This window comes from Citrobacter sp. MGH104 (assembly GCF_001034485.1).
In the GTDB taxonomy this organism is placed as follows: Bacteria; Pseudomonadota; Gammaproteobacteria; order Enterobacterales; family Enterobacteriaceae; genus Citrobacter; species Citrobacter freundii.
The window spans coordinates 125,974-137,204 of record NZ_KQ089819.1 but is presented as its reverse complement, the minus strand read 5'-3'; the positions used below and the strand labels follow the sequence as shown (position 1 = coordinate 137,204).

10 protein-coding genes are annotated in these 11,231 nt (G+C 53.9%); all 10 read left to right on the top strand.

The features are described 5' to 3' along the window. The first annotated feature begins 2 nt into the window (after positions 1-2). The 10 genes from murD to secM all read left to right on the top strand — a co-directional run bounded on the left by murD (position 3) and on the right by secM (position 11,183). Positions 3-1,319, top strand: a complete 1,317-nt coding sequence (gene murD / locus SK34_RS19035; RefSeq protein ID WP_016149555.1) for a UDP-N-acetylmuramoyl-L-alanine--D-glutamate ligase — start codon at positions 3-5, stop codon at positions 1,317-1,319. Then, entirely contained in the window at positions 1,319-2,563 is a 1,245-nt protein-coding gene (gene ftsW, locus SK34_RS19030) for a cell division protein FtsW (protein ID WP_003018770.1), read from the top strand. Before murD ends, ftsW begins: the two co-directional genes overlap by 1 nt. Continuing rightward, complete coding sequence (murG, locus tag SK34_RS19025) at positions 2,560-3,627, top strand: undecaprenyldiphospho-muramoylpentapeptide beta-N-acetylglucosaminyltransferase (RefSeq protein ID WP_003018767.1); 1,068 nt, start codon at positions 2,560-2,562, stop codon at positions 3,625-3,627. The genes ftsW and murG overlap by 4 nt, the downstream gene beginning before the upstream one ends. Positions 3,628-3,678: 51 nt before the next feature. Continuing rightward, positions 3,679-5,154 carry a UDP-N-acetylmuramate--L-alanine ligase gene (gene murC, locus SK34_RS19020; protein ID WP_003837436.1) on the top strand — a complete coding sequence of 492 codons (1,476 nt, stop codon included), beginning with the start codon at positions 3,679-3,681 and terminating at the stop codon, positions 5,152-5,154. Continuing rightward, positions 5,147-6,067, top strand: coding sequence for a D-alanine--D-alanine ligase (locus tag SK34_RS19015; RefSeq protein WP_003837439.1), 921 nt, complete (start codon positions 5,147-5,149; stop codon positions 6,065-6,067). Before murC ends, SK34_RS19015 begins: the two co-directional genes overlap by 8 nt. A 1-nt stretch (position 6,068) precedes the next feature. Then, positions 6,069-6,902, top strand: a complete 834-nt coding sequence (gene ftsQ / locus SK34_RS19010) for a cell division protein FtsQ (protein ID WP_003018758.1) — start codon at positions 6,069-6,071, stop codon at positions 6,900-6,902. After that, the gene (gene ftsA / locus SK34_RS19005; RefSeq protein ID WP_003018755.1) at positions 6,899-8,161 is read left to right on the top strand and encodes a cell division protein FtsA; all 1,263 of its coding nucleotides are present in this window, start codon (positions 6,899-6,901) and stop codon (positions 8,159-8,161) included. Before ftsQ ends, ftsA begins: the two co-directional genes overlap by 4 nt. A gap of 62 nt (positions 8,162-8,223) precedes the next feature. Then, complete coding sequence (ftsZ, locus tag SK34_RS19000; RefSeq protein ID WP_003018753.1) at positions 8,224-9,375, top strand: cell division protein FtsZ; 1,152 nt, start codon at positions 8,224-8,226, stop codon at positions 9,373-9,375. Positions 9,376-9,475: 100 nt separating this feature from the next. Continuing rightward, on the top strand, positions 9,476-10,393 hold the full coding sequence (gene lpxC / locus SK34_RS18995) for a UDP-3-O-acyl-N-acetylglucosamine deacetylase (protein ID WP_003018750.1): 918 nt from the start codon (positions 9,476-9,478) through the stop codon (positions 10,391-10,393). A gap of 283 nt (positions 10,394-10,676) precedes the next feature. Then, positions 10,677-11,183 (top strand): secA translation cis-regulator SecM, encoded by a 507-nt coding sequence (gene secM / locus SK34_RS18990; RefSeq protein ID WP_003018748.1) that lies wholly within the window; start codon positions 10,677-10,679, stop codon positions 11,181-11,183. Positions 11,184-11,231 lie beyond the last annotated feature (48 nt).

The window sequence follows — 11,231 nt, the reverse complement described above, 5'->3', positions numbered from 1 at the left end:
TCATGGCTGATTACCAGGGTAAAAAAGTCGTCATTATCGGTCTGGGATTGACCGGGCTGTCCTGCGTGGATTTCTTTCTGGCGCGTGGCGTGACGCCGCGCGTAATGGATACCCGTGCGACGCCGCCTGGTCTGGATAAATTACCGGAAGCGGTTGAGCGTCATGTTGGTAGCCTGAATGATGACTGGCTGCTGGCCGCCGATCTCATCGTCGCCAGCCCTGGTATTGCCCTGGCGCACCCTTCGTTGAGCGCTGCTGCTGATGCCGGGATTGAAATTGTTGGCGACATTGAGCTGTTTTGTCGCGAAGCACAGGCACCGATCGTCGCGATCACCGGTTCCAACGGGAAAAGTACCGTCACTACGCTGGTCGGCGAGATGGCGAAAGCAGCCGGCGTGAACGTGGGGGTTGGCGGAAATATTGGCCTGCCCGCGTTGATGCTGCTGGATGACGAACGCGAGCTGTATGTACTGGAGCTGTCGAGCTTCCAGCTGGAGACAACCTCCAGCTTACAGGCCGTAGCCGCCACCATTTTGAACGTCACCGAAGATCATATGGACAGATATCCGTTTGGCTTGCAGCAGTACCGTGCGGCCAAACTGCGTGTCTATGAGAATGCGAAAGTGTGTGTGGTCAATGCTGATGATGCGCTGACCATGCCGATTCGCGGGGCGGATGAGCGCTGCGTGAGCTTTGGCATCAATATGGGTGACTATCATCTCAATCGTCAGCAGGGTGAAACCTGGCTGCGGGTGAAGGGTGAAAAAGTCCTGAACGTGAAAGAGATGACGCTTACCGGCCAGCATAACTATACCAACGCCCTGGCGGCGCTGGCGCTGGCGGATGCTGCGGGTCTGCCGCGGGCGTCCAGCCTGAAAGCGCTGACTACCTTTACCGGTCTGGCGCATCGTTTCCAGTTGGTACTGAATCATAACGGTGTGCGTTGGATCAACGATTCAAAAGCCACCAACGTCGGCAGCACCGAAGCGGCACTGAATGGTCTGCACGTTGAGGGTACGCTGCACCTGCTGCTGGGCGGTGACGGGAAATCCGCCGACTTTATGCCGCTGCAACGTTACCTGACTGGCGACAACATTCGTCTGTACTGCTTTGGTCGCGATGGCGCACAGCTTGCCGCTCTGCGTCCTGAGGTTGCGGAACACACTGAAACCATGGAGCAGGCAATGCGTCTGCTCGCACCGCGTGTGAAGTCGGGTGATATGGTGCTGCTGTCGCCAGCCTGTGCCAGCCTTGACCAGTTCAAGAACTTTGAGCAACGTGGTGACGTCTTTACCCGTTTGGCGAAGGAGTTGGGTTGATGCGCTTCTCTCTCCCTCGTCTGAAAATGCCGCGCGTACCGGGACTGGGTGTCCTGGCGTGGATCTTCGCGGCACTTAAAGGCTGGGTGATGGCTTCGCGTGATAAAGACGCGGACAGCCTGATCATGTATGACCGCATGCTGCTGTGGCTGACTTTTGGTCTGGCAGCGATCGGTTTTGTGATGGTGACATCGGCATCGATGCCCGTAGGGCAACGCCTGGCAGGCGATCCCTTCCTGTTCGCTAAACGTGACGCGCTGTATATCTTCCTCGCGTTCTGTCTGGCGATGGTGACGCTACGTCTGCCGATGGAGTTCTGGCAAAAGTACAGCACGACGATGCTGATCGCCTCGATCATCATGTTGTTGATCGTTCTGGTGGTGGGGAGCTCCGTTAACGGGGCATCGCGCTGGATCGCGCTGGGTCCACTGCGTATTCAGCCTGCGGAATTCACCAAGCTGTCGCTGTTCTGTTATCTCGCCAACTACCTGGTGCGTAAAGTCGATGAAGTGCGTAACAACCTGCGCGGCTTCTTAAAACCGATGGGTGTGATTCTGGTGCTGGCAATCTTGCTGCTGGCGCAGCCTGACCTTGGTACGGTAGTGGTGCTGTTTGTCACGACGCTGGCGATGCTGTTTCTCGCTGGAGCGAAACTGTGGCAGTTCATTGCCATTATCGGTATGGGGATTTCGGCGGTAGTGCTGCTGATCCTTGCCGAACCGTATCGTATTCGCCGCGTAACCTCCTTCTGGAACCCATGGGAAGATCCGTTTGGCAGCGGCTACCAGTTAACGCAATCGCTGATGGCTTTTGGTCGCGGTGAGATTTGGGGGCAGGGGTTAGGTAATTCGGTGCAAAAACTGGAGTATTTACCGGAAGCGCACACCGACTTCATCTTCGCCATCATTGGGGAAGAGCTGGGTTATATCGGTGTGGTATTGGCACTTTTAATGGTATTCTTCGTCGCTTTTCGCGCGATGTCGATTGGCCGCAAAGCGCTGGAAATTGACCACCGTTTTTCAGGCTTTTTAGCCTGCTCCATCGGGATTTGGTTTAGCTTCCAGGCGCTGGTAAACGTCGGTGCGGCAGCTGGTATGCTGCCAACCAAAGGTCTGACGTTACCGCTGATCAGTTATGGTGGTTCCAGTTTGTTGATTATGTCGACGGCCATCATGTTTTTGTTACGTATTGATTATGAAACGCGTCTGGAAAAAGCCCAGGCGTTTACACGAGGTGCACGATGAGTGGTCAACCGAAGCGGTTAATGGTGATGGCAGGCGGTACCGGCGGGCATGTGTTCCCGGGGCTGGCGGTCGCGCATCATTTAATGGCTCAGGGCTGGCAAGTTCGTTGGCTGGGCACCGCCGATCGTATGGAAGCGGACTTAGTGCCGAAGCATGGCATTGAAATTGACTTTATTCGCATCTCCGGTTTGCGTGGCAAAGGTGTCAACGCTCTGCTTGCCGCCCCCGTGCGTATTTTTAATGCCTGGCGTCAGGCGCGGGCCATCATGAAGCAGTTTAAGCCTGATGTGGTGCTGGGTATGGGCGGCTACGTGTCCGGCCCTGGCGGTCTGGCAGCCTGGTCATTAGGCATTCCGGTTGTACTGCATGAGCAGAATGGCATTGCGGGATTAACCAACAAGTGGCTGGCGAAAATTGCCACTACGGTGATGCAGGCTTTTCCTGGCGCTTTCCCGAATGCGGAAGTGGTGGGTAACCCGGTACGCACCGACGTTCTGGCGCTGCCGTCGCCCGAAGTACGTCTGGCAGGGCGTGAAGGCCCGGTTCGCGTGCTGGTCGTCGGGGGGTCTCAGGGTGCACGCGTATTGAACCAGACGATGCCGCAGGTTGCCGCAGAGCTTGGTGACGCGGTGACTATTTGGCATCAGAGCGGCAAAGGTGCGCAGCAAACCGTTGAACAGGCATATGCTGACGCGGGACAACCACAGCACAAGGTCACTGAGTTTATTGATGATATGGCAGCCGCCTACGCGTGGGCGGATGTCGTAGTTTGTCGCTCAGGTGCGCTGACGGTAAGTGAAATTGCTGCCGCAGGTTTGCCTGCGCTGTTTGTGCCTTTCCAGCACAAAGACCGACAGCAGTACTGGAATGCGCTGCCGCTGGAGAAAGCGGGCGCCGCCAAAATTCTTGAGCAGCCGCAGTTTACTGTGGATGCCGTCGCTAACACCCTTTCCGGGTGGTCGCGAGAAACCTTATTAACCATGGCAGAACGTGCGCGCGCCGCATCCATACCGGATGCCACAGAGCGTGTTGCTAATGAAGTGAGCCGGGCTGCCCGGGCGTAATTGTGGTGATGCCTTTTGCATCGCATGAACTAAGAAGTTAATGGCTAAAGAATGAATACACAACAACTGGCAAAACTGCGTTCCATAGTGCCCGAAATGCGTCGCGTTCGGCACATTCACTTTGTCGGCATCGGTGGTGCTGGTATGGGCGGTATTGCCGAAGTTTTGGCCAACGAAGGTTATCAGATCAGCGGTTCTGACCTGGCGCCGAATCCGGTGACTCAGCAGTTGACGAATCTGGGCGCCACGATTTTCTTCAACCATCGCCCGGAAAACGTGCGTGATGCGAGCGTGGTGGTGGTATCCAGCGCCATTTCTGCGGATAACCCGGAAATTGTTGCGGCGCATGAAGCACGTATTCCGGTGATCCGTCGTGCTGAAATGTTGGCTGAATTAATGCGTTTTCGTCACGGTATCGCCATTGCCGGGACGCACGGTAAAACCACGACCACAGCGATGGTCTCCAGTATCTACGCGGAAGCGGGGCTGGATCCGACGTTTGTCAACGGCGGTCTGGTGAAGGCTGCAGGCGTCCATGCGCGTCTGGGTCATAGCCGTTATTTAATTGCGGAGGCGGATGAGAGCGATGCGTCGTTCCTACATTTGCAGCCGATGGTGGCGATTGTTACCAATATCGAAGCCGATCATATGGATACCTACCATGGCGACTTCGAAAATTTAAAGCAGACGTTTATTAATTTCCTGCATAACTTACCGTTTTATGGTCGTGCGGTGATGTGCGTTGACGATCCGGTGATCCGCGAGTTGTTGCCGCGCGTCGGTCGTCAAACCACAACTTATGGTTTCAGCGATGATGCTGATGTGCGCGTTGAAGATTACCAGCAGATTGGTCCACAAGGGCACTTCACGCTGCTGCGTCAGGGGATGGCCGATTTACGTGTGACATTGAACGCACCGGGCCGTCACAATGCGCTGAACGCGGCGGCGGCGGTGGCAGTTGCAACAGAAGAAGGCATTGAAGACGACGCAATTCTGCGCGCGCTGGAAAGTTTCCAGGGCACCGGACGCCGTTTTGACTTCCTCGGCGAATTTCCGCTTGAGCCGGTAAACGGTAAAGCCGGGACGGCGATGCTGGTTGATGATTATGGCCATCACCCAACGGAAGTGGATGCCACGATTAAAGCTGCACGCGCGGGCTGGCCGGACAAAAATCTGGTAATGCTGTTCCAGCCGCACCGCTTTACGCGTACACGCGATCTATATGACGACTTTGCCAACGTGCTGACTCAGGTCGATGCGCTGTTGATGCTGGATGTATACGCCGCGGGTGAAGCCGCGATTCCGGGGGCTGACAGCCGCTCGCTGTGCCGTACGATCCGTGGTCGCGGTAAGATCGACCCGATTCTGGTATCCGATCCGGCTCAGGTGGCAGAAATGCTGGCGCCGGTATTAACCGGCAATGATCTGATTTTGGTGCAGGGCGCTGGAAATATCGGCAAAATCGCGCGTTCCTTAGCTGAAATCAAACTGAAGCCGCAAAACCCGGAGGAAGAACAACATGGCTGATAAAATCGCGGTCCTGTTAGGAGGAACCTCCGCAGAGCGTGAAGTTTCGCTGAATTCCGGCGCGGCCGTACTGGCAGGGTTACGTGAAGGTGGTGTCGATGCCCATCCGGTTGACCCTAAAGAGATTGATGTCACTCTTCTGAAATCTATGGGTTTTCAGAAGGTGTTTATTGCGCTGCACGGTCGTGGCGGGGAAGATGGCACGTTGCAGGGCATGCTGGAGCAAATTGGCCTGCCATATACCGGCAGCGGCGTCATGGCGTCCGCAATTTCGATGGACAAACTGCGCAGCAAGCTGCTGTGGCAGGGCGCAGGTTTACCCGTCGCGCCCTGGGTTGCATTGACCCGCTCTGAGTTCGAAAAAGGTCTTAGCAATGAATCGGTTACAAAAATCTCTGCGTTAGGTTTGCCGCTGATTGTGAAGCCAAGCCGTGAAGGCTCCAGCGTAGGGATGTCAAAAGTTGAAGAAGAAAATGCTTTGCAGGGTGCATTAGCATTGGCTTTTCAGCATGATGAAGAAGTACTGATCGAAAAATGGCTCAGTGGCCCGGAATTTACAGTTGCGATACTTGGTGAAGAAATTTTACCGTCAATACGTATCCAACCCGCGGGAACCTTCTATGATTATGAGGCGAAGTATCTCTCTGATGAGACACAATATTTCTGCCCTGCAGGTCTGGAAGCCGAACAAGAGGCCCGTTTGCAGGAATTAGTCCTGAAAGCATGGACCGCATTGGGCTGTAAAGGTTGGGGTCGCATTGACGTCATGCTGGACAGCGATGGCCAGTTTTATCTGCTGGAAGCGAATACCTCTCCGGGTATGACCAGCCACAGCCTGGTGCCGATGGCGGCACGTCAGGCTGGCCTGAGCTTCTCGCAGTTGGTGGTAAGAATTCTGGAGTTGGCGGACTGATATGTCGCAGGCTGCGCTGAACACGCGAAACGGTGATGAAGAAGAAGTAAACTCCTCACGCCGCAATAATGGAACGCGTCTTGCAGGAATACTGTTCCTGCTGACAGTGCTGTGCACCGTGTTTGTCAGCGGCTGGGTAGTGTTGGGGTGGATGGAAGATGCGCAGCGGTTGCCATTGTCAAAGCTGGTGTTAACCGGCGAACGGCATTACACGCGCAATGACGATATTCGTCAGTCCATTCTGGCTCTGGGCGCTCCGGGAACCTTTATGACTCAGGATGTGAACATCATTCAGAGTCAAATTGAACGTCTCCCCTGGATTAAACAGGCGAGCGTCAGAAAGCAATGGCCCGATGAATTGAAGATTCATCTGGTTGAATATGTGCCCATTGCGCGTTGGAATGACCAGCATATGGTGGATGCCGAAGGCAATACGTTCAGCGTCCCAACCGGTCGGGCCAATAAGCAGGTATTACCTATGTTGTACGGACCGGAAGGCAGCGCAAGTGAAGTGTTGCAAGGGTTCCGTGATATGGGGCAGGTGCTGGCTAAGGATAGATTCACCCTGAAGGAAGCGGCGATGACCGCTCGTCGTTCCTGGCAGTTGACGCTGAATAACGATATTAAGCTCAATCTGGGCAGGGGCGATACGATAAAACGTTTGGCTCGCTTTGTGGAACTCTACCCGGTTTTACAGCAGCAGGCGCAAACCGATGGCAAACGGATTAGCTACGTTGATTTGCGTTATGACTCAGGAGCGGCAGTAGGCTGGGTTCCCTTGCCTCCTGAGGAATCTAATCAGCAACAGAATCAGGCACAGGCAGAACAACAATGATCAAGGCGACGGACAGAAAACTGGTAGTTGGACTGGAGATTGGCACCGCGAAGGTAGCCGCTTTAGTAGGGGAAGTTCTGCCCGACGGTATGGTCAATATCATTGGCGTGGGCAGTTGCCCATCGCGAGGTATGGATAAAGGCGGGGTGAATGACCTTGAGTCAGTGGTGAAGTGCGTACAGCGCGCCATTGACCAGGCTGAACTGATGGCAGATTGCCAGATTTCCTCGGTGTATCTGGCACTTTCCGGTAAACATATTAGCTGTCAAAATGAAATTGGTATGGTGCCCATTTCCGAAGAGGAAGTGACGCAGGAAGATGTGGAAAACGTGGTACATACGGCAAAATCCGTACGCGTTCGCGATGAACATCGTGTTCTGCACGTTATTCCGCAGGAATACGCCATTGACTACCAGGAAGGCATTAAAAATCCGGTAGGTCTTTCCGGCGTACGTATGCAGGCAAAAGTCCACCTTATTACCTGCCACAACGACATGGCGAAGAATATTGTCAAAGCTGTTGAACGTTGTGGTCTGAAAGTTGACCAACTGATTTTTGCCGGGTTGGCAGCCAGTTATTCCGTGTTGACGGAAGATGAACGTGAGCTGGGTGTCTGCGTGGTGGATATTGGTGGTGGTACAATGGACATCGCCGTTTATACTGGCGGGGCGTTGCGCCACACCAAAGTTATCCCTTATGCAGGGAATGTAGTGACCAGTGATATCGCGTATGCCTTTGGTACGCCGCCGAGCGATGCTGAAGCCATTAAAGTGCGCCATGGCTGTGCGCTGGGGTCCATCGTGGGTAAAGACGAAAGCGTTGAAGTGCCAAGCGTAGGTGGTCGTCCACCGCGTAGCCTGCAACGTCAGACCCTGGCAGAAGTCATTGAGCCGCGTTATACCGAGCTGCTCAACCTGGTCAACGAAGAAATTTTGCAATTACAAGAACAGCTTCGCCAGCAGGGTGTGAAACATCATCTGGCGGCGGGGATTGTGTTAACCGGTGGTGCTGCGCAAATTGAAGGTCTTGCGGCCTGCGCACAGCGCGTGTTCCATACGCAAGTACGTATCGGCGCGCCGCTGAATATCACTGGTCTGACGGATTATGCTCAGGAGCCGTATTATTCAACGGCAGTGGGGCTGCTTCACTACGGAAAAGAATCCCATTTGAGTGGTGAGGCTGAAGTAGAAAAACGCGTAACGGCATCAGTTGGCTCGTGGATCAAACGACTCAATAGCTGGCTGCGAAAAGAGTTTTAATTTTTAAAGAGACCAACGCACATTAACGGTCTCAGGCGACAGGCACAACGGAGAGAGAAACTATGTTTGAACCTATGGAACTTACCAATGACGCGGTGATTAAAGTCATCGGCGTCGGCGGCGGTGGCGGTAATGCCGTTGAACACATGGTGCGCGAGCGCATCGAAGGTGTTGAATTCTTCGCGGTGAATACCGACGCTCAGGCGTTGCGTAAAACGGCGGTTGGACAGACCATTCAGATTGGTAGCGGCATCACCAAAGGTCTGGGCGCGGGTGCGAACCCGGAAGTCGGCCGTAATGCGGCAGACGAAGATCGTGAAGCTCTGCGTGCAGCGCTTGACGGGGCAGACATGGTGTTTATCGCAGCAGGCATGGGCGGCGGTACCGGTACCGGTGCAGCGCCAGTGGTTGCTGAAGTAGCAAAAGATTTAGGTATTCTGACCGTTGCTGTCGTGACTAAGCCTTTCAACTTTGAAGGCAAGAAGCGTATGGCATTCGCGGAGCAGGGTATCACCGAGCTGTCCAAACATGTGGACTCTCTAATTACTATTCCGAATGACAAACTGCTGAAAGTACTGGGTCGCGGTATCTCCCTGCTGGATGCGTTTGGCGCAGCGAACGACGTACTGAAAGGCGCAGTTCAGGGTATCGCTGAACTGATTACTCGTCCGGGTCTGATGAACGTCGACTTTGCAGACGTGCGCACCGTGATGTCCGAAATGGGCTACGCGATGATGGGTTCTGGCGTGGCGAGCGGTGAAGACCGTGCAGAAGAAGCGGCTGAAATGGCTATCTCTTCTCCGCTGCTGGAAGACATCGATCTGTCCGGCGCACGCGGTGTGCTGGTCAACATTACTGCGGGCTTCGACCTGCGTCTGGATGAGTTCGAAACCGTGGGTAACACCATCCGTGCCTTTGCATCGGATAACGCGACCGTGGTAATCGGTACCTCTCTGGACCCGGATATGAACGACGAACTGCGTGTGACCGTTGTTGCGACTGGAATTGGTATGGACAAGCGTCCTGAAATCACTCTGGTAACCAACAAGCAGGTACAGCAGCCGGTAATGGATCGTTACCAGCAACACGGCATGGCGCCGTTGACGCAAGAACAGAAGCCGGTAGCGAAAGTGGTTAACGACAATACGCCGCAAACCACTAAAGAGCCGGATTATCTGGATATCCCTGCATTCCTGCGTAAGCAAGCTGATTAAGAATTAGCTGGAATTTGGGAATCTGCGCTCTTTGTGCTAAACTGGCCCGCCGAATGTATAGTACACTTCGGTTGGATAGTTAATTTGGCGAGATTATACGATGATCAAACAAAGGACACTTAAACGTATCGTTCAGGCGACTGGCGTCGGTTTACATACCGGCAAAAAAGTCACGCTGACGCTACGCCCTGCGCCGGCCAACACCGGGGTCATCTATCGTCGCACCGACTTGAATCCTCCGGTAGATTTCCCGGCCGATGCCAAATCTGTGCGTGATACCATGCTCTGTACGTGTCTGGTCAATGAGCATGATGTGCGGATTTCAACCGTAGAGCACCTGAATGCTGCTCTGGCGGGCTTAGGTATCGATAACATTGTTATTGAAGTTAACGCCCCGGAAATCCCGATCATGGATGGTAGTGCTGCTCCGTTCGTATACCTGCTGCTCGATGCGGGTATTGAAGAACTGAACAGCGCGAAGAAATTTGTTCGCATCAAAGAGACCGTTCGTGTCGAAGATGGCGATAAGTGGGCTGAATTCAAACCGTTTAATGGTTTCTCGTTGGATTTTACCATCGACTTTAACCATCCGGCGATTGATGCCAGCACGCAGCGCTACGCGATGAACTTCTCTGCAGATGCGTTCATGCGTCAGATCAGCCGTGCGCGTACTTTCGGCTTCATGCGTGATATCGAATATCTGCAGTCCCGTGGCCTGGCCTTGGGCGGCAGCTTCGATTGTGCCATCGTTGTTGACGATTATCGCGTATTGAACGAAGACGGTCTGCGTTTTGAAGACGAATTCGTTCGTCACAAAATGCTCGACGCGATTGGTGACTTGTTCATGTGTGGTCACAACATTATTGGTGCATTCACCGCGTATAAATCCGGTCATGCATTGAATAACAAACTGTTGCAGGCGGTCCTGGCAAAACAGGAAGCCTGGGAATATGTGACCTTCCAGGACGATGCAGAACTGCCTCTGGCGTTCAAAGCACCTTCGACCGTACTGGCATAACGACATACGCTGTCGTATAAATTCGACTGGTAAATCTGGCACTCTCTCCGGCCAGGTGAGCCAGTCGTTTTTTTATGTACTCATTAACGCAGCCTTTTCCAACGCAAATATTTCCCTGCCACTAGGTTAAAATAGTGTGCGATCGCTGCTTTCTTGAGCATATTTACCCATGGCCGGTTGTCATTACTGCTGTGGAGCGTACGCTTTAATGATAAGATTCGTGCGCAAAAAAAATGTTTTGCATTCGTAACCCCAAACGCAGGGTATATCAGGTGGCAAAAACGTGAGTGGAATACTGACGCGTTGGCGACAGTTAGGCAGACGGTACTTCTGGCCGCATCTCCTGTTGGGGATGGTCGCGGCGAGTTTTGGCCTGCCCGCGCTCGGTAATGCTGCTGAACCCAATACCCCCGCGAAGGCGACCGCCAGCAATCACGATCAATCCGCTAAAGTTAACTTTAGCCAGCTTGCTTTGCTGGAAGCGACTAATCGCCGCCCAAATTTTACCGTCGATTACTGGCATCAACATGCCATTCGTACGGTTATCCGCCATCTTTCTTTTGCCATGGCGCCTCAGGCGTTGCCTGTTGCCGAAGAGCCGTTGCCAATCCAGGCGCACCATCTTGCGTTACTGAATACGCTCAGCGCGATGCTGACGCAAGAAGGCACTCCGCCCGCGACAGTAAGTCGCGTGACATACGCCCACTTTACTTCTCAGGCCGCGTTTAGCGTTCCGGTCTGGATCAGCCAGCTGCAGGGTATCCGCGCTGGTCCTCAACGCCTCAGCTAAAAAAGAACCTTCCAACTTATAATTTTTGACTCCGCATCGCGGGGCGTT

What these genes read in the sequence shown, in the direction of transcription:
- murD (WP_016149555.1), top strand. Translation starts at nt 3, where the DNA reads ATGGCTGATTACCAGGGTAAAAAAGTCGTCATTATCGGTCTGGGATTG.
- ftsW (WP_003018770.1), top strand. Translation starts at nt 1,319, where the DNA reads ATGCGCTTCTCTCTCCCTCGTCTGAAAATGCCGCGCGTACCGGGACTG.
- murG (WP_003018767.1), top strand. Translation starts at nt 2,560, where the DNA reads ATGAGTGGTCAACCGAAGCGGTTAATGGTGATGGCAGGCGGTACCGGC.
- murC (WP_003837436.1), top strand. Translation starts at nt 3,679, where the DNA reads ATGAATACACAACAACTGGCAAAACTGCGTTCCATAGTGCCCGAAATG.
- SK34_RS19015 (WP_003837439.1), top strand. Translation starts at nt 5,147, where the DNA reads ATGGCTGATAAAATCGCGGTCCTGTTAGGAGGAACCTCCGCAGAGCGT.
- ftsQ (WP_003018758.1), top strand. Translation starts at nt 6,069, where the DNA reads ATGTCGCAGGCTGCGCTGAACACGCGAAACGGTGATGAAGAAGAAGTA.
- ftsA (WP_003018755.1), top strand. Translation starts at nt 6,899, where the DNA reads ATGATCAAGGCGACGGACAGAAAACTGGTAGTTGGACTGGAGATTGGC.
- ftsZ (WP_003018753.1), top strand. Translation starts at nt 8,224, where the DNA reads ATGTTTGAACCTATGGAACTTACCAATGACGCGGTGATTAAAGTCATC.
- lpxC (WP_003018750.1), top strand. Translation starts at nt 9,476, where the DNA reads ATGATCAAACAAAGGACACTTAAACGTATCGTTCAGGCGACTGGCGTC.